24 protein-coding genes are annotated in these 26239 nt (G+C 64.6%); 2 read left to right on the top strand and 22 right to left on the bottom strand.

Annotated features, from left to right (window positions below):
- Nucleotides 1–66 precede the first annotated feature (66 nt).
- From AC1RNP_RS06885 to cyoA, 8 genes are all read right to left on the bottom strand, one after another.
- Nucleotides 67–1029, bottom strand: a complete 963-nt coding sequence (locus AC1RNP_RS06885; RefSeq protein WP_493050520.1) for a methyl-accepting chemotaxis protein — start codon at nt 1027–1029, stop codon at nt 67–69.
- A 201-nt stretch (nt 1030–1230) separates the two neighbouring features.
- Complete coding sequence (locus AC1RNP_RS06890) at nt 1231–1785, bottom strand: response regulator transcription factor (protein ID WP_493050521.1); 555 nt, start codon at nt 1783–1785, stop codon at nt 1231–1233.
- Complete coding sequence (locus tag AC1RNP_RS06895) at nt 1775–3118, bottom strand: ATP-binding protein (protein ID WP_493050522.1); 1344 nt, start codon at nt 3116–3118, stop codon at nt 1775–1777. Before AC1RNP_RS06895 ends, AC1RNP_RS06890 begins: the two co-directional genes overlap by 11 nt.
- 11 nt (nt 3119–3129) lie before the next feature.
- Nucleotides 3130–3906, bottom strand: coding sequence for an SURF1 family protein (locus tag AC1RNP_RS06900; RefSeq protein ID WP_493050523.1), 777 nt, complete (start codon nt 3904–3906; stop codon nt 3130–3132).
- Nucleotides 3903–4304: a cytochrome o ubiquinol oxidase subunit IV gene (gene cyoD / locus AC1RNP_RS06905; protein ID WP_493050524.1), complete on the bottom strand. Its 402-nt coding sequence runs from the start codon at nt 4302–4304 to the stop codon at nt 3903–3905. The genes AC1RNP_RS06900 and cyoD overlap by 4 nt, the downstream gene beginning before the upstream one ends.
- Entirely contained in the window at nt 4301–4936 is a 636-nt protein-coding gene (cyoC, locus tag AC1RNP_RS06910; RefSeq protein ID WP_493050525.1) for a cytochrome o ubiquinol oxidase subunit III, read from the bottom strand. The genes cyoD and cyoC overlap by 4 nt, the downstream gene beginning before the upstream one ends.
- Nucleotides 4929–6947, bottom strand: a complete 2019-nt coding sequence (cyoB, locus tag AC1RNP_RS06915; protein WP_493050526.1) for a cytochrome o ubiquinol oxidase subunit I — start codon at nt 6945–6947, stop codon at nt 4929–4931. Before cyoB ends, cyoC begins: the two co-directional genes overlap by 8 nt.
- Nucleotides 6948–7005: 58 nt before the next feature.
- Complete coding sequence (gene cyoA / locus AC1RNP_RS06920; protein ID WP_493050527.1) at nt 7006–8058, bottom strand: ubiquinol oxidase subunit II; 1053 nt, start codon at nt 8056–8058, stop codon at nt 7006–7008.
- A 253-nt stretch (nt 8059–8311) separates the two neighbouring features.
- Here cyoA and AC1RNP_RS06925 point away from each other — a divergent pair, with 253 nt between their 5' ends.
- Nucleotides 8312–9601 carry an MFS transporter gene (locus AC1RNP_RS06925; RefSeq protein ID WP_493050528.1) on the top strand — a complete coding sequence of 430 codons (1290 nt, stop codon included), beginning with the start codon at nt 8312–8314 and terminating at the stop codon, nt 9599–9601.
- A gap of 18 nt (nt 9602–9619) precedes the next feature.
- Here AC1RNP_RS06925 and chrA read toward each other — a convergent pair whose 3' ends face one another.
- On the bottom strand, nt 9620–10843 hold the full coding sequence (gene chrA, locus AC1RNP_RS06930; RefSeq protein ID WP_493050529.1) for a chromate efflux transporter: 1224 nt from the start codon (nt 10841–10843) through the stop codon (nt 9620–9622).
- Between the two features lie 42 nt (nt 10844–10885).
- Between chrA and AC1RNP_RS06935 the strand changes: the two genes are divergently transcribed.
- A complete protein-coding gene (locus AC1RNP_RS06935; protein WP_493050530.1) occupies nt 10886–11296 on the top strand; it encodes a DUF4124 domain-containing protein in 411 nt (136 codons plus the stop codon).
- A gap of 182 nt (nt 11297–11478) precedes the next feature.
- On the opposite strand, the gene AC1RNP_RS06940 is transcribed toward AC1RNP_RS06935, so the two are convergent.
- The 13 genes from AC1RNP_RS06940 to araD all read right to left on the bottom strand — a co-directional run bounded on the left by AC1RNP_RS06940 (nt 11479) and on the right by araD (nt 26213).
- The gene (locus AC1RNP_RS06940; protein WP_493050531.1) at nt 11479–12378 is read right to left on the bottom strand and encodes a hypothetical protein; all 900 of its coding nucleotides are present in this window, start codon (nt 12376–12378) and stop codon (nt 11479–11481) included.
- A 144-nt stretch (nt 12379–12522) separates the two neighbouring features.
- The gene (locus AC1RNP_RS06945) at nt 12523–13452 is read right to left on the bottom strand and encodes a glycoside hydrolase family 16 protein (protein ID WP_493050532.1); all 930 of its coding nucleotides are present in this window, start codon (nt 13450–13452) and stop codon (nt 12523–12525) included.
- The gene (locus AC1RNP_RS06950; protein ID WP_493050533.1) at nt 13449–14984 is read right to left on the bottom strand and encodes an alpha-L-fucosidase; all 1536 of its coding nucleotides are present in this window, start codon (nt 14982–14984) and stop codon (nt 13449–13451) included. The genes AC1RNP_RS06945 and AC1RNP_RS06950 overlap by 4 nt, the downstream gene beginning before the upstream one ends.
- 62 nt (nt 14985–15046) lie before the next feature.
- Nucleotides 15047–15805 carry a 2-dehydro-3-deoxy-D-gluconate 5-dehydrogenase KduD gene (gene kduD, locus AC1RNP_RS06955; RefSeq protein ID WP_493050534.1) on the bottom strand — a complete coding sequence of 253 codons (759 nt, stop codon included), beginning with the start codon at nt 15803–15805 and terminating at the stop codon, nt 15047–15049.
- A 74-nt stretch (nt 15806–15879) separates the two neighbouring features.
- Nucleotides 15880–16725, bottom strand: coding sequence for a 5-dehydro-4-deoxy-D-glucuronate isomerase (gene kduI, locus AC1RNP_RS06960; RefSeq protein ID WP_493050535.1), 846 nt, complete (start codon nt 16723–16725; stop codon nt 15880–15882).
- Between the two features lie 85 nt (nt 16726–16810).
- The gene (locus AC1RNP_RS06965; RefSeq protein WP_493050536.1) at nt 16811–17686 is read right to left on the bottom strand and encodes a MurR/RpiR family transcriptional regulator; all 876 of its coding nucleotides are present in this window, start codon (nt 17684–17686) and stop codon (nt 16811–16813) included.
- The gene (locus AC1RNP_RS06970) at nt 17668–19380 is read right to left on the bottom strand and encodes an extracellular solute-binding protein (RefSeq protein WP_493050537.1); all 1713 of its coding nucleotides are present in this window, start codon (nt 19378–19380) and stop codon (nt 17668–17670) included. The genes AC1RNP_RS06965 and AC1RNP_RS06970 overlap by 19 nt, the downstream gene beginning before the upstream one ends.
- Nucleotides 19377–20279 (bottom strand): carbohydrate ABC transporter permease, encoded by a 903-nt coding sequence (locus AC1RNP_RS06975; protein ID WP_493050538.1) that lies wholly within the window; start codon nt 20277–20279, stop codon nt 19377–19379. The genes AC1RNP_RS06970 and AC1RNP_RS06975 overlap by 4 nt, the downstream gene beginning before the upstream one ends.
- A 35-nt stretch (nt 20280–20314) precedes the next feature.
- Complete coding sequence (locus tag AC1RNP_RS06980) at nt 20315–21265, bottom strand: ABC transporter permease (protein ID WP_493050539.1); 951 nt, start codon at nt 21263–21265, stop codon at nt 20315–20317.
- A complete protein-coding gene (locus AC1RNP_RS06985) occupies nt 21262–22365 on the bottom strand; it encodes an ABC transporter ATP-binding protein (RefSeq protein ID WP_493050540.1) in 1104 nt (367 codons plus the stop codon). Before AC1RNP_RS06985 ends, AC1RNP_RS06980 begins: the two co-directional genes overlap by 4 nt.
- A gap of 246 nt (nt 22366–22611) precedes the next feature.
- The gene (locus tag AC1RNP_RS06990; RefSeq protein WP_493050541.1) at nt 22612–23472 is read right to left on the bottom strand and encodes an SMP-30/gluconolactonase/LRE family protein; all 861 of its coding nucleotides are present in this window, start codon (nt 23470–23472) and stop codon (nt 22612–22614) included.
- 2 nt (nt 23473–23474) lie between these two features.
- Nucleotides 23475–24245, bottom strand: coding sequence for an SDR family NAD(P)-dependent oxidoreductase (locus AC1RNP_RS06995; protein ID WP_493050542.1), 771 nt, complete (start codon nt 24243–24245; stop codon nt 23475–23477).
- Between the two features lie 240 nt (nt 24246–24485).
- On the bottom strand, nt 24486–26213 hold the full coding sequence (araD, locus tag AC1RNP_RS07000; RefSeq protein ID WP_493050543.1) for an L-arabinonate dehydratase: 1728 nt from the start codon (nt 26211–26213) through the stop codon (nt 24486–24488).
- Nucleotides 26214–26239 lie beyond the last annotated feature (26 nt).

Raw genomic sequence — 26239 nt, forward strand, 5'->3', positions numbered from 1 at the left:
GGGGCCAAGCTGGAGCGAGGCGCGGCGACGCCGTGAAATCGCCGCCGCACGGCGGCGCTGTCGTTGTTACACGCCCATGGATGCGGCCGTGATCTGGCCGACGGCAATCGCGATCTGACCTGCGGCCTTGGCGACCTGCAGCGCGGCCCTGGCCACATCATCGATCGAATTGAAAGCCGCGGTCATCGCACCGGGCGCGCCTCCATCGATCCCGGCATCGTTGATATACCCCAAGGCATTGGAAACGCCGCCGACGGCGCCGGAAATATTGTCGACCGCGCCAGCGATGTTGCCGACGGCGCCAGCCACCTGGCCGACCGGTCCCGGAATCCAGCTGACCATGCCCGAGAGGCTCTGGACGGCGCCAGCGATATCGCCGACGGCATAGGAAATCTGCGACACCACTTCGGCCACGTCGCTGGCGGCCCTGGCGACCTCACCAAATGTTTCCGCGGGATCGCCGCGTCCCGCCGTCTCGGCGAGATGATCGACCGTGCCCGACAGCTTGTTCACCGCGCCGGACATGCTGTCGACGGCACCGGCCACTCGCGAGACGGCGCTGGCCACTTGCCCGACGGGGCCGGGGATGCGGCTGACCTGTGCCGCGACCTGCTGGACGAGGCTGGCGATGTCGCCGACCACATCCGCGACTTGTCCGACGGCTTCGGAGACCTGGCTGATCGCCGCGAGGCCGTCGCGAACGACATCGTCGGTCTGAGGAAGCTCGAAGCGGTCGACGGCCTGATCCGTGGAAGCGCGCAGGTCGCCCAAGGCCTGATCGCCGCGATCGGCCAGTGTGGCCAGTCGGTTCGCGAGGCCGGTGTCGCCGTTCTTCGGCAGCGTGAACGGCTGCAATGCTTTCGTTGTCTGGTCGAGCGTGGGCCCCATCTGCTCGACGCTCGCACGCAACTGGGTGATGGCATCCGCCAATGCTTTGGGCGCGGCGATGTCAGCTGGCCCCGAAAGCGGAAGGCGAGCAGGATTCACGAGGGAATCAAGCCTGGGAATATTGCCGTCGACGATGCTCATAACCACTCCAAGAATGAGCAGGGGCAGGGCACGGGTAGTGACCGACGACAGGGTATAAGAGTGACCGAAGCCAAAAATACTAGGGCGTGCCCTAGGGCGTATTCGCGCGAATTTTCACTTCTGCATCACAAGAGTCATCGGAGACGGCCGCTCACGACATCGCGCGGCGAATGCGCTGATCGCATTCATGTCTCGGCACGTTCATTTCACCCGATGCTTGCCGAGCTTGCGCGCCAGCGTGCGGCGATGCATGCCGAGGCGACGCGCGGCCTCGGAGATATTGAAATCGGTCGCCGCGAGCACTTCGTGGATGTGCTCCCATTCCAGTGTCTTGATCGAAGTCTGGCGTTCGGTCACCTTCACCGTCGCGTCGCCTTCGGCGCGCTCGAACGCCGCTTCGATGTCGTCGGTGTTCGACGGCTTGGCGAGATAGTGGCAGGCGCCGAGCTTGATCGCCTCCACCGCGGTGGCGATGCTGGCGTAGCCGGTCAGCACCACGATCAGCATGGCCGGATCGTGGGCATGCAGCGCCTGCACGCAAGCCAACCCGGAACTGCCACCGGCCAGCTTCAGATCGACCACGGCATATCCCGGCGAATACTCGCGCAGCAACGGTTCGATCTCGTCCAGGCCCGTCGCGGTGCGCACGGTGTAGCCGCGCCGTTCGAACGAACGGCTCAGCGTGCGTGCGAACGCGACATCATCCTCGACGATCAGCAATTGGCGCGGCTCAACTTGGGGCGGCTCAGCGTTCATCGCGTGCATCGGCAAGAGTGAGGGAGGAGAGGGGCAGCGTCATGGTGACGACCGCGCCGCCACCGCCTTCACCAGTATCGCTGCGATTGTGCGCCGTGATGCTGCCGCCGAGCGTCCGCGCGACATTCAGCGCAAGGAACAGTCCAAGACCGCCGCCGGGCCGCCCCTTGCTCGACTGATAAGGCTTGCCGAAGTGCGACAGCATCGCAGGCGCGAAACCGGGGCCGGAATCGCTGACCGCCAGCACCAGATCGTCGCCATCGCGCGAGGCTTCCAGCGCGACGTAGCCCGGCGAGGCCTCCAGGGCATTGTCGAGCACATTGCAGATCATCTGCTTGAGGCCCGAGTCCGAGACGATGGTCAGATCCTCGCCGAAGCGATTGGCGTAGGCGAAGGCGCGCACCGGACGCGTCTCGCGCCATTCGGCGACGAGATCGTCGAGGAAGGCGCCGACGGTGGTCTGCGCGGGCGCTTCGCCGCGTGCTTCGCCCGCCGACAGCAGGATGCCGGTGACAATCGTCTTGCAGCGATTGAGCTGCGCCTGCATCTCGTCGAGTTCCTGCTGCAGCTCCGGCTGTTCGATGAAGGGTTGCATACGCTTCCAGTCGCCGAGGATCACCGACAGCGTCGCCAGCGGCGTGCCGAGTTCATGCGCCGCACCGGAGGCCAGCAATCCCATGCGCACGATGTGCTCCTCCTCGGCGGCACGCTGGCGCAGATCGGCCAGGTGCGCGTCACGGGCGCGCAGGATGCGGCCGATGCGCGTGATGAACACCACTAGCAACGTGCCGTTGAGCACGAAGCACAGCAGCAGGCCCTGCACGTAGGGATCGGCGAGGCCGCGATCCGGATGCGCCGGGATCGTCACCGGGCCGGGAAAGATGATCAATCCGATGAAACCGAGACTGGCCGCCGCCGCCACCGCCCAGCTCGACCACGAGCGCAACAGCACCGCCGCCAGCGCGACCTGCAGCAGGTACAGGAACACGAACGGATTGGCGGCACCGCCACTCAGGTAAAGCTGCGCGGTCAGCGTCACCACATCGACCAGCAGCGCGAGGAACAATGCGTTGTTGCCCACCTCCTCGCGATGGCGCCAACGCAGCATGCTGAACAGGTTGAAGACGATCAGGCATGCCAGCACCACCGCCATCGGCACCAGCGGCAGCCGGATGTCGAGGCCGTAATAGACGAAGAGAATGGTGGCGATCTGTCCGACCACCGCGATCCAGCGTAGCTGGATCAACGGATGCAGGGACTTGACGCTGCCGCGCGGCGCGATCACCGACGGTGCGGCCTTCTGGAGCGGACGGGAGATCGACAAATCCTGCATCGACAGTGTTCTCAGCCGGAAGAGTGGGCGGCGACGCGCCGCCGGCGTTCCTCCAGCGCCACGCGCCAGGCGGCCGCGGCGACCATCAGCGCGAGGCCGAACCACGTCAGCGCGTAGACGAGATGGTTGTTGGGAAAGCGCACCACCGTCAAGCCACCGACCGGCCAGCGCGGCCCGGCCGCGTCCACGGGGCCCTGGTGGTCCGCATCGACGAAGTAGGGCGCGACGGGCCCCAGGCCGCGCGCGGCAGCGATCGCCTGCACGTCGCGCGAATACCAGCGATCCTCGGCCGGTGCGTTCTTGCGCAGGAAGCCGCCGCCGGGCTCGGTCATGCGCAGCAGGCCAGCGATGTTGGTAGCGGGGGCTGGATTTGAACCTACTGGCGCCTTCCAGTCCGCAGGCACGAAGCCGCGATTGACCAGCACGACATCGCCATGCGTGGTGCGGAACGGTGACAGCAGCCAGAAGCCCGCGCCAAGATCGGTCACGGCCTGTACCCGCGTATCGCGACCCGGCAGGAAACGGCCGTCCAGCCGCACGTGTTTGTATTCGTCACGGGCGACGCTCACCCGCGACCACTCATCCGGCCCGGGCGCGGCGGAAGGCGGTGCATGGATGCGCGATTCGACGCGTTCGATCAGATCGAGCTTCCAGGCGCGGCGTTGCACCTGCCAGCCGCCCAGCGCGATCAATCCCACGAAAGCGACGATGAAGACGACGGCGAGCGCGATCAGCGCACCCCTGCCACGCGGCTTCCGCGCGGCCCCGTCGCGATCGGGCGTGCTCACGGCATGTTGCGCATGTCGTGCGGCGACATCGGCATCATGTTGGTGTTCATGTGATGCATGACCCACAACGAACCGGCCAACAGGATCACCACCAACACCAGGGTGAAGATCAGCGCCAGCATGTTCCAGCCGCCCTCCGACTTCGTGTTCATGTGCAGGAAGTAGACCATGTGCACGAGGATCTGCACGACGGCGAAGGCGAGGATCACAAACGCGGTCATGCCCGAGCCCGGGATCACCTTGCCCATCACCAGCCAGAAGGGGATCGCGGTCAGGACGACCGAGAGCAGGAAGCCGATCGCATAACCCTTGACGCTGAAGTGGATGCCGTCATCGTGGTCGTCGTGATGATCGGCGCCATGATCGGAATGGTCGTGGTGTACGGGCGTCTGGCTCACGGCAGCACTCCCATCAGATAGACGAAGGTGAAGACGCCGATCCATACGACATCGAGGAAATGCCAGAACATCGACAGGCACAGCAGGCGGCGGCGATTGGCCGCGGTCAGGCCGAACTTGCCGACTTGCAGCATCAGCACCACCAGCCACACCACGCCGAAGGTGACGTGCAGGCCGTGCGTGCCGACCAGGGCGAAGAACGAAGACAGAAAGGCGCTGCGCTGGGGACCGGCCCCTTCATGGATCAGATGCGCGAACTCGTACAGCTCGATGCCGAGGAAGGCGAGACCGAACAGGCCGGTCACCGCCAGCCAGCCCAGCACCGCGCCGGTCTTGCCGCGCTGCATCGCCACCATGGCAAAGCCATACGTGATCGACGAGAACAGCAGCATCGACGTGTTGACCGCCACCAGCGACAGGTCGAACAGATCCGCGCCCGACGGCCCGGCCGCATAACTGCGCCCGAGCACACCGTAGACGGCGAACAGGCAGGCAAACACCAGGCAGTCGCTCATCAGGTAGAGCCAGAACCCAAGCAGGGTGCCGTTCTCCGGATGGTGCTTGCCCTTGGCGTCGAAGAAGACCGGACGCCCGTCAGGGTGATGGAGGGCGATGGCGTGGGCGTCAGACATGAGCGGTGGCCAGTTGTTGCGTGCGCTTGTCCTCGGTGACGACGACTTCGTCGACCGGGATGTGGAAATCGCGCTTGTAGTTGAAGGTATGCACGATCGCGGCGATCAGCATCGTCGCGAAAGCGACGCCCGCGACCAGCCACATCTGCCAGATCAGCGCGAACGCGCACAGCGTGCTCAGGATCGCGATGACGAAGCCCGCGGCGGTGTTCTTGGGCATGTGGATCGGCAGGAAGCCGGACGTCGGACGTTCGTAGCCGCGCTGCTTCATGTCGTACCAGGCGTCGTTGTCGTGCACCACCGGCGTGAAGGCGAAGTTGTAGGCCGGCGGCGGCGAGGAGGTCGACCACTCCAGCGTGCGTCCGTGCCAGGGATCGCCGGTCTCGTCGCGCAGCTGATGGCGGCGGCGGATGCTGACGTAGAACTGGATCAGCATGCAGGCGATGCCGATCGCGATCAGGAACGCACCGAAGGCAGCGATCTGGAACCAGATCTGCAGCGAGGGATCGGTGAAGTGGCTGACGCGGCGCGTCACGCCCATCAGGCCGAGCACGTACAGCGGCGCGAAGGCGAACCAGAAGCCGGTCAGCCAGAACCAGAACGAGCATTTGCCCCAGAACGGATCGAGTTTGAACCCAAAGGCCTTCGGCCACCAGAAATTGATGCCGGCGAACAGGCCGAACAGCACGCCGCCGATGATCACGTTATGGAAGTGCGCGATCAGGAACAGGCTGTTGTGCAGCACGAAGTCGGCCGGCGGCACCGCCAGCAGCACGCCGGTCATGCCACCGATCACGAAGGTGACCATGAAGCCGACCGTCCACAGCATCGGCACCTCGAAACGGATGCGGCCGCGGTACATGGTGAACAGCCAGTTGAAAATCTTCGCGCCCGTCGGGATCGAGATGATCATCGTGGTGATGCCGAAGAACGAGTTCACGCTCGCGCCCGATCCCATCGTGAAGAAGTGATGCAGCCACACCAGGTACGACAGGATCGTGATCACCACGGTCGCGTAGACCATCGAGGCATAGCCGAACAGGCGCTTGCCGCTGAAGGTCGAGACCACTTCGGAGAAGATGCCGAACACCGGCAGGATCAGGATGTAGACCTCCGGATGGCCCCAGATCCAGATCAGGTTCACGTACATCATGGCGTTACCGCCAAGATCGTTGGTGAAGAAGTTGGTGCCGACGTAGCGATCCAGCGACAGCAGCGCGAGCACGGCCGTCAGCACCGGGAATGCCGCCACGATCAGCACGTTGGTGCACAGCGAGGTCCAGGTGAACACCGGCATCTTCATCATGGTCATGCCGGGTGCGCGCATCTTGATGATGGTCGCGATCAGGTTGACGCCTGATAACAATGTCCCGACACCGGCTATCTGCAGGGACCAGATGTAATAGTCCACACCAACGTCGGGGCTGTAGGCGATGCCAGACAACGGCGGATACGCCAGCCAGCCGGTCTTGGCGAATTCACCCACGAACAGCGACATCATGAGCAGCCCCGCGCCACAGGCCGTCATCCAGAAGCTGAAATTGTTGAGGAACGGGAAGGCCACGTCGCGCGCGCCGATCTGCAGCGGCACGATGTAGTTCATGAAGCCCGTGACCAGCGGCATGGCCACGAAGAAGATCATGATCACGCCGTGCGCGGTGAAGATCTGATCGTAGTGTTCCGGCGGCAGATAGCCCATGTTGTCGCCGAAGGCCATCGCCTGCTGCAGGCGCATCATGATCGCGTCGGCGAAGCCGCGCAGCAGCATCACCAGACCAAGCACGATGTACATCACGCCGATCTTCTTGTGATCGATGCTGGTGAACCATTCGCGCCACAGATAGCCCCAGAGGCGGTACTTGGTGATCGCCGCGAGGAGGGCAAGGCCGCCGATCGCCACCATGGCGAAGGTGGCGATCAGGATCGGCTCGTGCAGCGGGATCGCGTCCCAGCTCAGCCTGCCGAAGATCAGCCGGGCGAGACTTCCCGAGGGATGGGGGTGTTCGGTCATGTCGACTCCAAAGAATCCTTGCGGCGGGCAGCGCTCGCGCCAAGCCCGCCTTGTTGCGTCACGGGGCGAGAGTGATCGCCGCGTTCCATGGCTTGCCGATGCTTTCGGCGGTACACATCGTCGAAGCCACGATGGGGCCTCCGCGCAGATCGCCCTTTCGGCGCGGGAGCAGTGCTTCGACGCTACCCAAACCCAGTCCGCCGGCGGCGTCGATGGCCATCATCTCGTCCATGCACATGCGTTCGGTGTCCACGCAGCGGTTGAGGATCGCGCGGTACAACCCCGGCGCGACGCTGGCGTAGCGGCGCACGGGTTCGCGTTCGCTGGGCTTCTCGAGCTGCAGGTAGTCGGGACGGTCGAGCGGGCTGCCGCTGTTCTTCGCGTTCTGCACCCAGCGCTCGAAATCGCCCTCGCTCATGCCATGGAACTTGAAGCGCATGCCGGAGAAACCGGCCCCGCTGTAGTTGGCCGAGAAACCTTCGTACTCACCGGGCGAGTTCATCACCGCGTGCAGGGAAGTCTCCATGCCCGGCATCGCATAGATCTGGCCGGCGAGGGCAGGGATGTAGAACGAATTCATCACCGTGGACGCGGTGATCTTGAACTGGATCGGACGATCCACCGGCGCGGCCAGTTCGTTCACCGTGGCGATATTCTGTTCGGGATAGAGGAACAGCCATTTCCAGTCGAGCGCCACCACTTCCACCACCAGCGGCTTGGTGCCGGCCGGCACCGGTTTCGCGGCGGAGATACGATCGAGCGGACGATAAGGATCGAGGGTATGCGTGCTGATCCAGGTCAGCGCGCCAAGCGCGATGATGATCAGCAACGGGGCGGCCCAGATCAGCAGTTCCAGCTGGGTCGAGTGATCCCAGTCGGGCTTGTATGTCGCTTCCTGGTTGGAAGCGCGGTAGCGCCAGGCGAACAGCAGCGTCAGCGCGATCACCGGCACGATGATCAGCAGCATCAGCAGCGTCGAAACGACGATGAGATTGCCTTGCTGCGCGGCCACGTCGCCGGGCGCGTTCAACAGGATCGTATTGCAGCCGGCCAAGGGGAGCAGGGCGGCGACGGCCAACGATCGGCGGCACAGGGACTTCAGAGTGGTCATCGGGGGGAGGAACACAGCAATTCGCAGAGTTCTGGACCGCGTCGGCCGCGGCATGACGCACTTTAGTCGCGCCGCGCCGCGCCGACGATTGGACGTTTTGTCCTATGGCCCGACTGGCGCGATGGTGAGAAGCTAGCGACATCCCGGCATGCGGATGTCTCAGGCATCCGTGCTACAGGGCGATGACGCCCGCCGCTCCGCAACTGACCAGTTCCGATCCATGCACGCCGAGAACCATGCAACCCCTGGCCACATGAGCACGCCGCCGCATCATGCGGATACGCATTCGGAAGTCGCGCCGGGCGAGATCGCGGTTGGCGTGGTGATCGGGCGTGCTTCGGAATATTTCGACTTCTTCGTCTACGGCATTGCCTCGGCGCTGGTGTTCCCGTCGGTGTTCTTCCCGTTCCTCGGCAAGCTCGAGGGCACGTTGTGGTCGTTCGCCATCTTCGCGCTCGCCTTCATCGCACGGCCGTTCGGCACCGTGCTGTTCATGTGGATCCAGGCCCGCTGGGAACGCAGCACCAAGCTCACCGCCGCACTGTTCCTGCTCGGCACCTGCACCGCCGGCATCGCGTTCCTGCCCGGATACGGCACGATCGGCGCGCTTTCCATCGTATTGCTGTCGCTGTTCCGCGTGGGGCAGGGCATCGCCCTCGGCGGTTCCTGGGATGGCCTGCCGTCGCTGCTGGCGCTGAACGCTCCCAAGCATCGCCGCGGTTGGTACGCGATGCTCGGCCAGCTCGGCGCACCGGCGGGTTTCATCATCGCCGCCGGACTGTTCGCGTTCCTCAATTCCAGTTTGTCGAAGGAAGATTTCCTCGACTGGGGCTGGCGCTATCCGTTCTTCGCCGCCTTCGCGATCAATGTCGTGGCGCTGTTCGCACGCCTGCGTCTGGTGGTCACGCACGAATACGAACGCGAGCTCGGCCAGCACGATCTCGAACCCACGCCCGTGCTCGAACTGTTCGCCGCCAAGGGCCGCCACGTCGTGATCGGCGCGTTCGCCGCGTTGGCGAGCTACGCACTGTTCCACATCGTCACGATCTTCCCGCTGTCGTGGATCCTGCTGTACTCGAACCAGTCGGTCAGCGAATTCCTCGGCGTGCAGATCATCGGTGCGCTGCTCGCGGCCGGCGCCATGGTCCTTTCCGGCGTGATCGCCGATCGTTTCGGCCGTCCGCGCACGCTCGGCGCACTGGCCGCGGCGATCGCCATGTTCAGCGGCTTCGCACCGACGCTGCTGGGTTCCGGCACCTTGGGGCAGGACGTGTTCATCCTGATCGGCTTCGTGCTGCTCGGCCTGTCCTACGGCCAGGCGGCGGGTTCGGTGACGGCCAATTTCGGCGCCCGCTACCGCTACACCGGCGCCGCGCTCACATCCGATCTCGCCTGGCTGATCGGCGCCGCCTTCGCGCCGCTGGTCGCGCTGGGCCTGTGCGCGCATTTCGGCCTGGCCTTCGTCGGCGCCTATCTGCTGTCCGGCGCGATCTGTACCTTGGCCGCGCTGGGCGTGAATCGCGTCTTGAAACTGAAGAGCTGATTCCGTCTCGTCAGTCCGCTACAGCGCCAGCGCGACCGAAGCCGCGACGCACCACAGCACCGCCCACAGCGCCGAGAGGCGAAGCGCGGTCACCATCACGAAGGCGACCGCGGCGATGGCGACATCGGCGAAACCGCGAATGCCCTGGGTCCAGACAGGATCGTAGAATGCGGCCACCAGAAGACCGACGACGGCCGCGTTGATTCCCGCCATCACGCGAATCGCCCATGCCCGCGCCGCCAGACGCGTCCACACGGGCAGCACCGCCAGCAGCAACAGGAACCCCGGCAGGAAGACCGCGATCAAGGCGATGCCCGCGCCGAGTCCCGGCGATGCATCCAACGACGCACTGGCGCCCAGGAACGCCGCCAGTGAAAACATCGGCCCCGGCATCGCCTGTGCCGCGCCGTAGCCGGCCAGAAACACATCGGGCGTCACCCAGCCAGGCTCGACCACCGTGTGCTGCAGCAGCGGCAACACGACGTGGCCGCCACCGAACACCAGGGCGCCGGTTCGATAAAACGCCGCTGCCAATGCCCCTACGGAGACTGTTCGCTCCGCAGGCAGGATCAGGCTTGCGAAGAGACCAACCAGGAACAGTGTCAGGAACAGCATCGCGGCGCCGCGGCCGTACCGCACGGGGAAGGTCGCGACTGGCGGTGGCGACATGTTCTTGCCGCGCATCCATAACCCCGACCCACCGCCCAACACGATGACAACCAGTTGCATCCGGACGTTGCCAGTCGACAGGATCAACGCCGCCGCGACCACGGCGATCAGAAAACGTGGCACGTCCGGCGTCAGTTGCCGCGCCATGCCGAGGATGCCTTGCGCGACCACGGCAACCGCGACCAGTTTCAATCCGTGCACGACCGTACTGCCGATGCCGCCATCGACATGCGGCGCCAGCAGCGCGAAACCGAACATCAGCAGTGCCGAGGGCAGGGTGAACCCCACGAATGCCATCAAAGCCCCCAGCCATCCGCCTCGAAACAGCCCGATGGCGAATCCCAGCTGACTGCTGGCCGGCCCCGGCAGGAACTGGCAAACGGCCAGCAACTGCGCGAAACCCGCATCGTCCAGCCATTGCCGCCGACGAACGAATTCCTCCCGGAAATAGCCGAGATGGGCGATTGGACCACCGAACGAAGTCAGCCCCAACTTCAGGAATGCCCAGAAAATCTCGGCCACCGGTAACACGCTCCGCGATTGGATGTCGTCAGCCTGGCTGTGAAATGTCACTGACGAGGCTTTGGCTATTCTCCGACATACAGGGGGTATGCCATGAAATGGATCGTGGTTGTTTTGCTGTGCCTGACTGCCGGGTCGACCTCGGCAACGGATGTCTACCGGTGCGTAGGCAAAGACGGGCAGGTGACGTTGCAGAACATGCCGTGCCCTTCGGGCTCCCAGACAGCATCGGTCAAGAACGTGACGACCGATGAGGATCTCTCGAGCGAAGACCGCCGGCGTGCCAGCGACGACGCCAAACGACGCATGGCCGCGAATCGGCGGCTTGCCAAGGCAGCCGGAACGGATCGCGTCCATCACAGCTCACCACAGCGCAGAACCCCGCGTGTGTCCGCCGAGTGCGAGCAAGCAAAACGGGAACGGGCGCGCATGGAAAGCACGTCGAACATCGATCTACGGCGGCGCCTCAACGATGCCGTGTTTGCGGCCTGTAGAGGTTTTTAGCTGGGGCCGGGTTATCCAGACTTGGCGTAGGGCTGGTCGATAGACGCACTGCTTTATTGAACATAATGTACATTATGCGAAATTATCTATGGGCGTGTGCACGGCACACTCACGAGTTTGAGCCGCCTACAGCGACCGCCCAAGCTAACAGCGAGCTAATCCTCCCCCGGGATATCAAGGCGTCATTGTTCCAACGCTGCCTTGGCGACTTCGCGAAGACGCAAACGTTTTCCGAGGTCGTTGCGGAAATAGCTTAGATCCATCGGAAGGTGTTCTTTGAACAAGATCGTGCGGGTCGCGTCATTCCCTTGCTTCTGTGCCGATGACGCCGCGGGCGTGCTTTCCTCGATTACCAGGCACATCGTCTGCGGTGCGCCCTGATCGGCCGGAATCCTATGATCCGTCACATAAAAACCGAGCCGCGCGGCTTGGCCTTTTTGTTTCGGAAGCAGCCGCTGATTCCGCAGTTCGAAGTGCTTCGACTTCATCGCCGCGGTCTCAAATGGCGAACGTTCGAGGATGCGAAATCCGAAAGTGTTCTGGTGTCCTCCCATGTAGAGCAATGCGAATGGTAAGTTCCACTGGGACACGGCTCGATACAACTGGCCGTTGTGTTGCTTGAATTTACGCAGCAGCTTTTCGAGCCCCTCGTCAGGCATCTGCACACCGAGAAAACGTTCGGCGTGGCGGTGGATCAGATCGGCTTGGTCAACAAGCAGATGCAAGATGCCATTGGCAATCGCACCTGGCTTGCGCGTTTTATCCTTGCCATTGAGCGACGTCGGGTTGGCTAAACTGCAGTCGTCGTACCGGTCGGGGTCAAAATCGGCGATGCCCGCAATCGAGGTCTTGGCGTGTTTCGCGTAGAGCGGAAGCGGTCGATCGAGCGCATCCACCTTCTTGTCGACATCGAGATTGATGATATGCAGTGGATTGTCGCACTCGGGGCACACTGCATAGTGTTGCGTGCCAGTCTGGGAGACACGATACCAGGGCGGCTGTTTCGCGGTCGCCAAATGGTATTCGGTGGCAGTCAGGCGAAAAGCGCCAGCTTGGCCTACTCGGAGCTTGAAGATGTCCATACATGGGGCATTGAGGGATGTCAGCCAGTGTAGTGCCCGTTTGCGGTGGCCGGGTATTACGCCCTCCCCCACTCCACCCCACCCGCCTCGACGGCACTGAAGTGCCACTCTATCGGCAGCGGGCGACCGGTATTTCCAGGCAGGCTACTGGCGCCGGTACGCGCGCACGTAGTCCACTTCCATGCGTTGCGGGAAGATGGTGTCATCGATGCCTTGCTTACCGCCCCAGGTGCCGCCGACAGCGACATTGAGCAGCAGATAGAACGGCTGGTCGAACGGCCACCCTTCGATGCCGGTGTGCGGATTGCGGTAAGTCACGTACTCGCGGCCATCGACGCTGAAAATGATGCGTTCCACGTCCCAGTCGATGGCGTAGGTGTGGAACCCGCTGCTGGCGCCCGGCAGATGCAGCATGCCCTTCATTCCGGCGGGAATCGGATTCTTCTCGCTCAGATCGGCGTTGTAGCGGGCCAGCAGATGCACGTTGCCATGGACCACGCCGGGATCGTAACCGACGTATTCCAGCAGATCGATCTCACCGCAGGCCGGCCATTTCACCGGACCGCGGTTGCTGCCGAGCATCCAGATCGCCGGCCAAATGCCGCGCCCTTCCGGCAGCTTGGCACGGACTTCGATACGGCCGTATTTCCATTCGGCCTTGCCGCGGGTGACGATGCTGGCCGAGGTGTACTCGGCAAACGGGCGGGCGGCATTGTTGGTGCGCTCATATTCCGGCTGCGGCAGGTTCTGGCGGGTGTCCAGCACCGCGCCGGGCCGGTGCAGCGGATTTGGGTAATGCTCCTTGCGCGCCTCGATCACCAGCACGCCGTTTTCCACGCGCGCGTTATCCGGGCGATCCCGCGTGTAGAACTGCGCTTCGCGATTGCGGATGTAGCCGTGCTCGTAGCTCCACTTGCTCGGATCGGGCGGGCCGGAATGATCGAATTCGTCCGCCCAGGCCAGAGTCCAGCCGGTGGGGCCTTGCGGCTCGGGTGACGCCGGCGTGGAGGGAACATGAGACGACGCGCAGCCGACCAAGAACGCCGGCAACGCCAGTGCGGCGAGCGATTTCACAGCGCACCATCAGTCGCGGCGACCGCATTCGCCGGCGCGAGCACCACCACCGTATCGTTCGCGTCAGGCAGCGTCGCGGGCAGAGAAATCGTCAGCTGCTTGCCGTCGCGGCTGACTTGCAAGGGCGCGCCGCCATCGAGCAGGCGGGCTTCAAAGGCCGTGTCCAAGAGCAGCTTCAAGAAGCCGTCGGCCGGGCGCTCGAACACGTGCAGATAGTAACGTCCGTCCTTGGCCGTGATGCGGCCCCACGGCACGGCTTCAAACGGACTGGCGCTGGTGCCGTAGATGGATTCGCCGTTGCGTTGCAGCCATTGCCCCATTCCCCGCAGGCGTTCCACGCTGGCCTGCGGCACGCTGCCGTCGACCATCGGCCCCATGTTGAGCAGATAGTTGCCGCCCTTGCTGGCGGTATCGACCAACTGCTGCACCAAGGTGGTGGTGGATTTCCAGTTTTCGTCGTTGAGACTGTAACCCCAGGACTTGTTCATCGTCATGCAGGTCTCCCAGTCCACGCCGGGCACGCCGCGTGCCGGTATCTTGCCTTCGGGCGTGGTGAAGTCGCCGTGGCCCCGGTCGAATTTACTCAACGCGGCTTGCGGGTCGTCGTAACCAAGCGAGGTGTAGAGGCGGTTGTTCATGACGATGTGCGGCTGATCCGCGCGCACCTTGGCCATCAGCTCCCGGGCGCGCCAAGTCTCGCCCTCGGCACCGGGATTGGAATAATCCCACCATAGGATGTCGATGGGGCCGTAATGCTCCATCAGTTCGCGCACCTGCGCATGCAGGAAATCCTGATAGGTCTTGAGGTCGGCGCGCTTGGCGTAACCGGGATCGACCCGCTCGGGCAAGCCTTGCAACGGATGCGGCAGTGGCTTGGAGAGGTTGGCGAAATCGCGATAGGGAAAGGCCGGGTGATGCCAATCCGGCAGGGAGTAGTAGAAGCCCACCTTCAATCCTTCCGCGCGCGCCGCCTCGACGATTTCCTTCACGAGATCGCGGCCGGTGGCGTCCTTGGCATCGAAATCGCTCACCGCGCTATCGTGCAGGGCGAAGCCCTCGTGATGCTTGGTGGTGAAGACGATGTACTTGGCGCCGGAAGCCTTCACCAGCCTGGCCCACTCGCGGGCGAAGTCGGGCTTGGGCTTGAACAGCGGCAGCAGTTCGCGCGCGTATTCGTCGGCCGGGGTGTAGGTGCCGAACTGGATCCATTCGGCGTTGCCGCGGATCGGTACGCCGTGCCAGCGGCCGGCCGCGCCGGAATACAGCCCCCAATGCACAAAAACGCCGAAGCGCGCCTCGCGCCACCACTGCATACGCTTGTCGAAATCGGCCTGACTCTCGATCGACGCGGGGACGGCTTGGGGAACCATCGTTTCGGCGGTCTCCGCCGCGAATGCGGGAGCGCCGAGCAGCGTGCCCAGCAGGCTCGCGACGAGCAGGCTGCGATTGAAGATGTACGCCTTGCGAACGCGTGTTGCGGCACCGCGAGCCGCATCCCGTGGTGACCGGCGAACTCGAGAGGAATGTTTCATGCGATCTCCTGATGCTTGCGGAATCGGATCGAAAAGAGCGTGGCCCGAAAGAGTGCGGCCCATCAGCGCGCCAGCCAGCCGCCGTCCACCGGCAATACGGCGCCGTGGACGTAGTCGGCCGCGGACGAGGACAGGAACACCGCCGCGCCGCCGAGGTGGGCGGGGTCGCCCCAGCGACCGGCCGGGATGCGTTCCAGGATGGCCTGATTGCGTGTCGCGTCCTCGCGCAAGGCCTGGGTATTGTTGGTGGCGAAGTAGCCCGGCGCGATCGCGTTGACGTTGATGCCGTGGCGCGCCCATTCGTTGGCCAGCAGGCGGGTGACGCCGAGCAGGCCGCTCTTGCTGGCGGTATAGGAAGCGACACGGATGCCGCCCTGGAACGACAGCATCGAGACGATGTTGACGATCTTGCCACCGCGCCCATCCGCCACCCACGCACGCGCGGCCGCCTGCGAGAGGAAGAACGCGGTCTTCAGATTGACGCCCATCACCGCGTCCCAATCCTCCTCGCTGAAGTCCAGCGCGTCGTTGCGGCGGATGGTGCCGGCGTTGTTGATCAGGATGTCGAGGCCGCCCAGCGCCTCCTGGGCGCGGACGACGATGTCCGCGGCCCGGCCCGGATCGTTCAGATCGGCTTCGATCCAGACGCCGCGACGGCCGCTCGCGGCGATTGTCGACAGCGTATCCGCCGGATCGCTGCGACCGACCGCGGCAACGTCGGCGCCGGCCTGCGCCAGCGCCACGGCGATGGCCTGGCCCAGGCCGGTATTGGCGCCGGTGACCAGCGCGACTTTGTTGCTCAGATCGAAAGGCGACGGCATGGGTGTTCCTGGGAATTTCCGCCGTCATTCCCGCGCATGGATTTCTGTCAGCGCGGGAACGACGTGCGGACGGCTCACTTCAGCTGGCAGATGTCGAGCTGGTTCATGTCGGTGTAGTCGAGGTTCTCCCCGCCCATCGCCCAGATGAAGCAGTAGTTGGCGGTGCCGGATCCCATATGGATCGACCACGGCGGCGACACCACCGCCTCGTCGTTGCGCACGACCAGATGGCGCATTTCGTCCGGCTCGCCCATGAAGTGCATCACCCGCTGGTCGGGCGCCAGATCGAAGTAGAAATACACTTCCGAACGGCGGTCGTGCAGATGCGGCGGCATGGTGTTCCAGACACTGCCGGTCTTGAGCACGGTCAAACCCAGCAGCAACTGACAGGATTTCACCGTCGCCGGCACGATGTATTGATAAATGGTGCGCTCGTTGCTGGTTTCCACCGCGCCGCGCTCCAACGGCACGGCCTGACTGATCGAGATGTGCCTGGCCTCCAGGCGCACGTGGGCCGGGGTCGAAACCAGATAGAACTTGGCCGGATTGCCGGCGTCGTCCGAGGCGAAGCTGACTTCGCTGTCCATCGGCGCGTACAGCCCGTCCCTGGGCGCCAGCGCGAACGCGACGCCGTCCACCGTCACCGTGCCATTGCCGGCGCCGACGTTGACCACGCCCAGCTCGCGCCTGTGCAGAAAAGGTTTGCCTACCGCCGACGCCGGCTCGGTTTGCGCAGGCAGGGCGAGCGCCGCCCCCACCGGCGCCGCGCCGCCGACGACCAGGCGCTCGTAATGCGTGTAGTTGAGAGTGATCCGGCCCGGCTGGAACAGCGCATCGATCAGATAACGCGCGCGCAACGTGTCGTTGTCGGCGCCGGCGACGGAGTCCGGGGATGTCGCATAGTAGGTTTTTTTGTACATGGGGCTGGCAGTAGGAGTCGGGAAAAGTTTCGTCGGCGCGGCGGGCAGGATGGAATGCATGCGAAATCGATGCTTCATCGATATCTCATCGTGCCGACTTCTCCTTCTCGGAGGCGGCGCGCTCGTAGGGCAGATGCGCCTTGGCATGTCGTACCTTCTCCAGGTTCTTCGGCCCCAGCCGCAGCGCCACGCCGATCGCGAGCGCATCGATGATGCACAGGTGCGCCAGGCGCGACACGCCCGGAGTGTGCGGATCAACGATGGCCGGCAGACGCAGCAGGATGGGAATATCGACCAGATGCGACAGCGGCGTGCCGGCGGTGGTCAGGCCGATCGTCCTGGCGCCGCGTTCGCGGGCGATGCGGATGCTGTCGTTGATCTCGATGCTGGCGCCGCCGTGCGAGATCGCGAAAGCGACGTCGGCGGGTTCCATCAGATCGGCATGAAGACGTTGCAGATGCGCGTCGGTGAAAGCGTTGGAGGCGATGTCCATGCGCAGGAAGCGAAGATAGGCATCCTGCGCCACCAGTCCCGAACCGGAACCGACGCCGAAGAAGTACACCCGGCGCGCGGTCGCCAGGGCCTCGATCGCGGCTTCGACGGAAGCCGGGGCCACGGTCTGGCGCAGGTGTCCGATTGCCTCGATGCTGGCGTCGCTGACCTTCTCGATCAAGGTATGGACGTCGTCGTCCAGCGCCACGCTGGTGGAAGCGTAGGACAGGCCGGTGGCGATGTTCTGCGCCAGCAGCAATTTGAAATCGCGCAATCCGGCGCAGCCCACCGCGCGGCAGAATCGGGTCACGCTGGGTTCGGACACTTCGGCGCGCGCGGCCAGATCGGTGATGCTGGCGCGCATGGCGAAATCGACGTCGGTGAGCACGGCCTCGGCGACCTTGCGCTCGGCCAAGCGCAGGCTATCTAGAGCGGCGCGGATTTGCGGAATCAATGGCGTGGTGGACATGGCGAATCCTTGCAGGATGGAGTGACGCGATGTTGCGAAACGGAGGCGGTCGTCGCGGAAGACGTAACCGGCGTGGCTGCGATGAAACCTACGCGCTTGCTGCGGTATCTATCGTAAGCGGCTTGCATGTAGCCGATCGCCTGGCGCACGCCCGCCTTCTCCAGCTTGCGCACGTAGGCGTCGAAATTCTCAAGCGGCTCGCGCCCCAGGATGAACTTCGCGGTCATCTCGGCGATATAGGTGTTGGCGTCGCTCATGATCGCGGCATAGCGGCGCGTGTCGCGGATGCCGACCTGCAAATCGGGCAGCAGCAGGTCCATGGAGGCGTCCGACCAGATGCACTGCGCATCGCGCTGCTCCGGCAGGAAATACATCTGGCGCAGGTAATTCGGGTCCTGCAGCAGCGGGCCGTTTTGCGGGCGCGCATACAGCTGGATGGCATCGCTGATCGACAGCGTCGGATTGGCGGTGATGCGCTTGGTGTAGGTGGGCACGCCGCTCACCATCCGGTAGCTCTCGCCTTCCCTGCCGAAGCTGAGGATGCGCCCGCCCTCTTCGGAATAGAAATAATCCAGAAGCCGCACGGTCTCGACGATGTGGCGGTTGCTGCGCGAGATCGCCGCGCCATACCCTTGGTTGATCCTGGCGGCGCCGGCGAAGGTGCCACGTCGCCTGCCCTGCGCATCCTGCGGGAACGGAACCGCCGTCAGGCGGAACCCGGGAATGCGCCCTTGCGCCAACTTGGTGTAGCGGCCGAGGCCGACGCCGCTGTAGCCCACGTAGCCGCCGACGCGGCCGGCGCTCATCTTGCTGTCCAGATGGCGCAGTTCCTGCGTGGCCGAATCGGCGTCCAAAGTGATTTCGCGGTCCAGCAACCCTTCCCGGTACCACTGCCGCATCGTCGTGAGGAACTGCTTGTAGCCCGGCTCGATCGGGCTGTAATGGACGCGGCCATCGTGCTGATAGAAGCCCGGCGCGATGCCGAACGCGCCCATGAACGGCCACAACCCATAGGACAGCCCGGGCACCGACGGGTCCAGTAGGGCGATCGCCGAATACGGTATCTCGTCGGCCTTGCCATTGTCGTTCGGGTCGCGGGTCTTGAACGCGGTCAACACCGCATGCCATTCGGCCAGTGTGGATGGCGCCTTCAATCCCAGCTTGTCCAGCCAATCGGCGCGGATCTGCGGGCCGATCACGGTGCGCAGACTCGGGTCCAGCGCCAGCAAGGGGAAACTGTAGATCACGCCCTGGTCGGTGCTGACCTGTCGAAAGGCTTCCGGGTTTTCCTGCAGGATGCGGTACAGGTTTGGCGCATGCCGCACGATCAAGTCGTTGAGCGGCACGATCACTCCGTCCTTGATCGCCTTAGCGGGGCCGCCTGGGTAATTGCGCCAATCGGCTTCGATGATGTCCGGATAATCGCCGGAGACCATCAGCAGCTTGAACTGCTCCACCTCCGCACCCACCGGCGGATGCCGGAACACGAGGCGCACGCCGGTACGCTGCTGGATGATGCGATACGCCGGCATCTGCCCCATGTTCTGCATCGAACGGGCAATGCCCAGTTCCAGCTTGGAGTAGTAGCTCAACGTCAGCGGCCGCGTGACGATCGGCAGTGTGTCCGGCTTGGGCGCGGCGATCGCCGTAGCGGCGCACAAGCCCAGGCACAGCATGGCGAGCAGCCGCCTCATTCCTTCACCCCGCCCAGCATCACGCCCTTGACGAAATACCGCTGCAAAAACGGATAGATCGCCAGGATCGGGAGACTGGCCATCACCACGGTGGCGTACTTGATGGTTTCCCCGATGGCCTCGCGGCCGGCCGCGTCGCCGGCCATCATCGCGTCCGTGCTGTTGCTGATCAGGATTTCGCGCAGCACCAGCTGGATCGGGAACAACTCGCGGTCGTACAGGTAGATCATCGAATAGAAGTAGCCGTTCCAGTACGCGACCGCGTAAAACAGCCCCACCACCGCCAAGGTGGGCATGCACAGCGGCGCGTACACGCGGAACAGGATGGTGAAATCGTTGGCGCCGTCCACGCGGGCGGCATCCTCGTAGTCCTTGGGCACCGCATTGAAGGCGGTGCGCAGGATGATCAGGTTCCAGGCGCTCACCGCGAACGGCAGCACCAGCGCCAGACGGCTGTTGAGCAGGCCCAGGTCGCGCACCAGCAGATAACCTGGAATCAGCCCGCCGCTGAAGAACATCGTGAACACGATCAGCAGCAGCAGCGGCTTTTCGTGCGGCAGGCGCTTGCGCGAGAGCGCATAGGCGCCGAAGCAGGTCATCAGCAGACTGAACGTGGTGCCGCCGATCACGATCAGCAAAGTGTTGAAATAGCCGCTACGCACCATCGGGTTTTCCCACACCCGCTTGAACGCCTCCAGCGAGAATCCCTTCGGCCACAACAACAGTCCCTCGTGCGCCATCAGCGCCTGCGGATCGCTCAGGCTGGCGGCCACCACGTAATAGAACGGATAGAACGTGACCAGGCACAGCGCCAGCAGCAGCACCACGTTGAACGCATCGAACGCGAACCCCGGCCAGCCCTGGCGCGGCCGCCACGGCTTGCGCACGGGCCGGGGCATGACGGTGGCGGGAAGCGCGGACGTCGCCATGTCCCTCACCACAGGCTGTTGCCGCTGAAGCGGCGGCTCAGACGGTTGGAAACCACCAGCAGCACCAGGGCCACCAGCGAGTTGAGCAGGCCCACGGCCGCCGCGTAGCTGTAATTGGCCTCCAGCACGCCGCGGCGGAACACATACGTGGAAATGACGTCGGCCGTCTCGTAGAGACTGGGGTTGTACAGCAGGATCACCTTCTCGAAGCCGACCGTCATCATCAGCCCCAGGCGCAGGATCAGCAGGGTCATGATCACCGGGGCGATGCCCGGCAAAGTGATGTGGATCATCTGCTGCCAGCGGTTGGCGCCATCGATCCGTGCCGCCTCGTACAGCGCAGGGTTGATCCCGGACAGCGCGGCCAGGTAGATGATCGAACTCCACCCCATGTTCTGCCAGATCTCCGAGCCGACATAGACCGTGCGGAACCATGCCGGGTCGCGCATGACCGCCTGCGGCGTGCCGCCCAGGTCGGCGACGATCTGGTTGATCAGACCGTCGTAGGCCAGAAAATCGATCGCCATGCCGGCCACCACGACCACCGAGATGAAATGCGGCAGATAGGTCAGGCTTTGCACGAAGCCGCGCAGGCGTTGGCTGGTCAGCTCGTTCATCAGCAGCGCCAGGACGATCGGCGCCGGAAACCCGAACAGCACGTCGTAGACATTGAGCAGCAACGTGTTGATGACGAGCCGGTCGAAGAACAGTCCGTTGAAGAACTGCCGGAACCACTCCGCCCCTACCCATGGGCTGGCGGCCACGCCCAGCGCCGGGTCGTAATCCTTGAACGCGATCAAGGTGCCCCACATCGGCACGTAATGGAACAGCGCGAAGTACGCCAGCACCGGCAGCAGCATCAGATACACCAGCCGATTGCGCCGCCATTCACGGCGCATGCGCTCACCGAGCGCCGCGCGTGCGCACATGGGCACGGCGGGCGTGGCGGCGGTCACGTCGCCAGCCCGATATTGCGTTCGCTGATCGCGTCGAACACGTGCATGCGTTCCAGTTGCAGAAGGAAATCGGCATCGTCCCCGGCCCTCAGCGGCACATGCCCGTCCAGCCGCGCGACCAGTTGCTGCTCGCCGCCGACCGACAGGTTGACGATGGTTTCCGCGCCCAGCGGCTCCACCACTTCCACGCGCGCGCGCAGCAGATTGCCCTGCTCCGGCACGCGGCCGCGCCCCTTCAGCTCGATCAATTCCGGCCGCGCGCCCAGTCGGATCTCGCTGCTGGCGCCGGCCGCCAGCCGCTGCGCCAACGCCGGCGGCAAGGAGAAGTCGAAACCGGCGCCGCTGATCCTGCCGTCTTGCAGGCGGCCGCTCAGGAAGCTCATCGCCGGCGAGCCGATGAAGCTGCCGACGAACTGGTTGGCGGGCCGCTCGTACAAGGTGATCGGGTCGTCGATCTGCTGGATCTCGCCATCGCGCATGACCACGATGCGATCGCCCATGGTCATCGCCTCGACCTGATCGTGGGTCACGTAGATCGTGGTCACGCCCAGGCTGCGGTGCAGCTTCAGGATCGAGGCGCGCATCTCCACGCGCAGCTTGGCGTCCAGGTTGGACAGCGGTTCGTCCATCAGGAACGCGGCCGGCTTGCGCACGATCGCCCGGCCCAGGGCCACACGCTGGCGCTGGCCGCCGGAGAGTTCCTTGGGCTTGCGCTCCAGCACCTGCTCCAGCTTCAGCATCGCCGCGGCTTCGTTGACCCGGCGCTCGATCTCGGCCTTGGCGACGCCGGCGATCTTCAGCGCGAAGCCCATGTTCTGGCGCACGTTCATGTGCGGATACAGCGCATAGCTCTGGAACACCATGGCGATGTCGCGCTCTTTCGGCGGCAGGTCGTTGACCAGGTGGTCGCCGATCCACAATTCGCCGGACGAGATGTCCTCCAGCCCGGCGACCATACGCAAGGTGGTCGATTTGCCGCAGCCGGACGGGCCGACGAAGACCACGAACTCGCCGTCGCGGATGTCCAGGGAGAAGTCTTTGACCGCCGGGTGGCCGTTATCGTAGAACTTGTGGATATTGCGCAGACTCACCTGGGCCATGACGGTACGCAAATCCTCAGATCGGGCGCAGACTGCCGCCGCTTGAATTGTATGAAAAAAACCTACAGACCGGGATCGCAGCCTAATGACACCCGGGGGCGAAGTCATGACGCACTGCAAAAACACCCAGGTTTTCTAATTTATATATAAAAATCATGTAGTTATAAATGAAATAAGCTGGCCTGGCGCTACCCTGCCCTGTTCCAGACCCCGGGCTGCGCCCCTGTATGAAATTCTCACGGCGCCTTATTGCGCCACGTCCACGGCGAACAAGCCGCCCGCCAATGGCTCGCCGGCCAGGGCCTGTGCGGACAACCCCACCCGCGCGCTGGTCACGAACAGGCGTTGCGGGCGTGCGGGATCGAACGCACAACTGCTGACCTGGGACACCGGCAGGCGCACGCTTTCCAGCAGGTCGGCCCGCGGGCTGAAGCGGCTGACCCGCCAGCCGCCCCAATGCGCGATCCACAGATCGCCGCGCGCATCCGTGGTCATGCCGTCGGGACTGCCCTCCTCCCCGGCGAACTGCCGCCACAGGCGCTTCCCACCCAAGCCGCCATCCTCGTCCACGGTGTAGGCGTAGACGCGACCGAGCCGGCTGTCGGTGTGGTACAGGGTGCGCCCGTCGGCGCCGAAGGCCGGGCCGTTGCAGATATGGTAGCCGCGGTCCAGCACCTGCCAGCGGCCGTCCGGATCCAGCCGATAGAGTCGGCCGATGGCCTGGCTCTGGTCGGTATCGTGCATCGAGCCGGCGTAGATGCGGCCATGGCGATCGCGCTTGGCGTCATTGAGCCGCAAAAACGGTTCCCCGGGATGCGGACGGGCGATGTAATCGATGCGCACCTGCGGCTCCAGGCGCAGCCGCGCGAAGCCGTCGCGGAAGCCGGCGACGAAATCTCCGTCGCCCGCATCGGGCAGCAGCCAGCCGATCTGGGTCGGCATCGGCCAGGTGTAGCGTCGATCCGCCGCCGGGTCGTAGGCATGCACCGCCGGCGCCTTGATGTCGACGAAGTACAGGCGGCCGCTACGCGGGTCCCACACCGGTCCTTCACCCAGTTGCGCTTGCACCGGCCACAGGCAGGCGACGCGGCTTTCGTCCCATGCCATGTTCACGTCCAACCGGCGTCGATGACGAATTCCTGCGCGGTGATCATGCGGCTGTCGTCGGCGGCCAAGAACAGGGCCAGCTGGGCAACGTCGCCTCCGGTGATGCGGCCGGGCAGGCAGTGGTTCTCGTCCATCGCGCGTTCGCCCGCCTCGTCCACCCAATGACTGAGCTGGCGTTCGGTCATGATCCAGCCGGGCGTGAGCGTGTTGACCCGAATGCGGTCGCGGCCGAATTCGCGCGCCAGACTGCGCGTGAGGCCAGTGGTGGCGGACTTGCAGGTAGCGTAGGCGGCATAGCCGGCAACCTTGTTCTTCCAACTGGTCGAGCCGAGATTGACGATGGCTCCGCCGCCACGCCGGCGCATCGATGGGATCACCGCCTGCGCAGCGAAGAAATGCGCCTTGAGATTGATCGCCACGCGCTGATCGAAATATTCCGGCGTGACCTCGAGGAAATCATGGCGGTCGTCGTTGGCGGCGTTGTTGACCAGCACGTCGATGTCCCCGAAGCGGGCGATGGCGTCCACCACCGCAGCGCGCAGCGCATCCACATCGCTCAGGTCGCAGGCGAGAAACAGCGGCGCGGTCGGCGCATCGGCACATGCGTCCAGCACCTTCTGCGCTGAAGCGGCGTTACGCCCGACGAAGGCGACCTTGCTGCCCTGCCGGGCGAAGGCCACGACGATGTCGGCGCCGATGCCGGAACTGCCGCCGGTGACGAAGACAGTCTTTCCAGCAAGGCTGGGATAGTGGGCGAACGTGCTGGTGGTCATGTTGGGATTCCGCGCGACAGCAGGAAGATGTGTATTTCAAGAAGACTTTGAATGAGCCGGCTCTGTGCTTCTCCCCTTCTCCCGCCCGGAGAAGGTGCCCGCAGGGCGGATGAGGGCATGAATTTTCAGATCGACGAAAACCTTATGCGGTTGCAACTCTCCCCCACAGCCGCCTGACGGCGGCTTCGATATCCGGCGCTTCGCGCCACCTTCTCCCGGCAAAAGAAGAAAACGCGGGCATCAATGCGACTCGCGCGGTACCGCGCTGCCGCGGCAGCCCACCAGAAAATCGAAATCGGCGCCGCGATCGGCCTGCTGCACGTGCTCGAAGTACAACTTCGCGTAGCCGCTCTCCGGCGCCTTCGGCATCCGCCAAGCGGCGCGGCGCGCGGCCAGTTCCGCCTCGTCCACGTGCAGCACCAGGCGGCGCGCCGCGACGTCGAGTTCGATCAGGTCACCATCGCGTACCAGCGCCAGCGGCCCGCCGGCGGCGGCTTCCGGCGCGGTGTGCAGCACCACGGTGCCGTAAGCGGTGCCGCTCATGCGCGCGTCGGAAATGCGCACCATGTCGGTTACGCCCTGCGCCAGCAGCTTCGGCGGCAGGCCCATGTTGCCCACCTCGGGCATGCCGGGGTAACCCTTCGGTCCGCAGTTCTTCAGCACCAGGATGCTGTCGGCCTCGACCTCCAGCGCCGGGTCGGCGATGCGCCGCTTGTAGTCCTCGATATCCTCGAACACCACGGCGCGGCCACGATGCCGCATCAACGCCGGCGTCGCCGCCGAGGGCTTCAGCACAGCGCCGTCCGGCGCCAGATTGCCGCGAAGCACGGCGATACCGCCGCTTGCCACCAGCGGCTTATGCAGCGGGCGGATCACCTCGTCGTCGAAGCACTCGGCCTCGCTGACGTTCTGCCACATCGTGCGGCCGCTGACGGTGAGCGCGTCGCGATGCAGCAGGCCGGCCTCGGCCAGGCGCTTGAGCACCACCGGCAGCCCGCCGGCGTAATAGAACTCCTCCATCAGGAAGCGCCCGGACGGCAACAGGTCGACGAGGGTCGGCACGTCCCTGCCCAAACGATCCCAGTCGTCGAGCGTGAGTTCCACGCCGACGCGGCCAGCGATCGCCAACAGGTGCAGCACCGCGTTGGTGGAGCCGCCGATCGCGGCGTTGGCGCGGATCGCGTTCTCGAACGCGGCGCGGGTCAACACCTGCGACGGCTTCAGGTCGGCTTCGACCATGTCTACGATGCGCCGGCCGGCCAGCTGCGCCAGCGCGTAGCGGCGCGAATCCACTGCCGGGATCGCCGCATTCTCCGGCAGGGCCACGCCCAGCGCCTCGACCATGCAGGCCATGGTCGAGGCGGTGCCCATGGTCATGCAGTGGCCGGCGCTGCGCGACATGCCGCTTTCGGCCTGCATGAACTGCGCCGCGCTCATTTGCCCGCCGCGCACCGCCTCGGAGAATTTCCACACGTGCGTGCCCGAGCCGATGGTCTCGCCGCGGTAGCGGCCATTGAGCATGGGCCCGCCCGAGAGCACCAGGGTCGGCAGATCCACGCTGGCGGCGCCCATCAACAGCGAGGGCGTGGTTTTATCGCAGCCGACCAGCAGCACCACGCCGTCCAGCGGATTGGCGCGGATCGATTCCTCCACCTCCATCGCCGCCAGATTGCGGAACAGCATCGCCGTCGGGCGCAAATTGGTCTCGCCCAGGCTCATCGCCGGAAATTCCAGCGGCAAGCCGCCGGACTGCAGCACCCCTTGCTTCACCTTGTCGGCGATCTGGCGGAGATGCGCGTTGCACGGGGTCAGTTCGGACCAGGTATTGCAGATGCCGATCACCGGACGGCCATCGAAACTGTCCGGGGCCAGCCCCTGGTTCTTCATCCAGGAACGATGGATGAACGCATCCTTGTCGATGCCGCCGAACCAGTGCTGCGAGCGGCGATTGGGTTTTTTTTCGGTCATGTTTCTGCGTCCCGGGAACTACGCTG

Source organism: Luteimonas sp. GW821-FHT14E02, from assembly GCF_058803905.1.

Excerpts from the sequence above, each read along its gene's own strand:
- AC1RNP_RS06885 (WP_493050520.1), bottom strand. The coding sequence starts at position 1,029 with ATGAGCATCGTCGACGGCAATATTCCCAGGCTTGATTCCCTCGTGAAT.
- AC1RNP_RS06925 (WP_493050528.1), top strand. The coding sequence starts at position 8,312 with ATGAGCACGCCGCCGCATCATGCGGATACGCATTCGGAAGTCGCGCCG.
- AC1RNP_RS06985 (WP_493050540.1), bottom strand. The coding sequence starts at position 22,365 with ATGGCCCAGGTGAGTCTGCGCAATATCCACAAGTTCTACGATAACGGC.
- cyoB (WP_493050526.1), bottom strand. The coding sequence starts at position 6,947 with ATGACCGAACACCCCCATCCCTCGGGAAGTCTCGCCCGGCTGATCTTC.
- kduD (WP_493050534.1), bottom strand. The coding sequence starts at position 15,805 with ATGCCGTCGCCTTTCGATCTGAGCAACAAAGTCGCGCTGGTCACCGGC.
- AC1RNP_RS06995 (WP_493050542.1), bottom strand. The coding sequence starts at position 24,245 with ATGACCACCAGCACGTTCGCCCACTATCCCAGCCTTGCTGGAAAGACT.
- cyoA (WP_493050527.1), bottom strand. The coding sequence starts at position 8,058 with ATGACCACTCTGAAGTCCCTGTGCCGCCGATCGTTGGCCGTCGCCGCC.
- AC1RNP_RS06990 (WP_493050541.1), bottom strand. The coding sequence starts at position 23,472 with ATGGCATGGGACGAAAGCCGCGTCGCCTGCCTGTGGCCGGTGCAAGCG.
- AC1RNP_RS06975 (WP_493050538.1), bottom strand. The coding sequence starts at position 20,279 with ATGCCCCGGCCCGTGCGCAAGCCGTGGCGGCCGCGCCAGGGCTGGCCG.
- AC1RNP_RS06940 (WP_493050531.1), bottom strand. The coding sequence starts at position 12,378 with ATGGACATCTTCAAGCTCCGAGTAGGCCAAGCTGGCGCTTTTCGCCTG.
- araD (WP_493050543.1), bottom strand. The coding sequence starts at position 26,213 with ATGACCGAAAAAAAACCCAATCGCCGCTCGCAGCACTGGTTCGGCGGC.
- cyoC (WP_493050525.1), bottom strand. The coding sequence starts at position 4,936 with ATGTCTGACGCCCACGCCATCGCCCTCCATCACCCTGACGGGCGTCCG.
- AC1RNP_RS06895 (WP_493050522.1), bottom strand. The coding sequence starts at position 3,118 with ATGCAGGATTTGTCGATCTCCCGTCCGCTCCAGAAGGCCGCACCGTCG.
- kduI (WP_493050535.1), bottom strand. The coding sequence starts at position 16,725 with ATGTACAAAAAAACCTACTATGCGACATCCCCGGACTCCGTCGCCGGC.
- AC1RNP_RS06935 (WP_493050530.1), top strand. The coding sequence starts at position 10,886 with ATGAAATGGATCGTGGTTGTTTTGCTGTGCCTGACTGCCGGGTCGACC.
- AC1RNP_RS06970 (WP_493050537.1), bottom strand. The coding sequence starts at position 19,380 with ATGAGGCGGCTGCTCGCCATGCTGTGCCTGGGCTTGTGCGCCGCTACG.
- AC1RNP_RS06965 (WP_493050536.1), bottom strand. The coding sequence starts at position 17,686 with ATGTCCACCACGCCATTGATTCCGCAAATCCGCGCCGCTCTAGATAGC.
- AC1RNP_RS06890 (WP_493050521.1), bottom strand. The coding sequence starts at position 1,785 with ATGAACGCTGAGCCGCCCCAAGTTGAGCCGCGCCAATTGCTGATCGTC.
- AC1RNP_RS06950 (WP_493050533.1), bottom strand. The coding sequence starts at position 14,984 with ATGAAACATTCCTCTCGAGTTCGCCGGTCACCACGGGATGCGGCTCGC.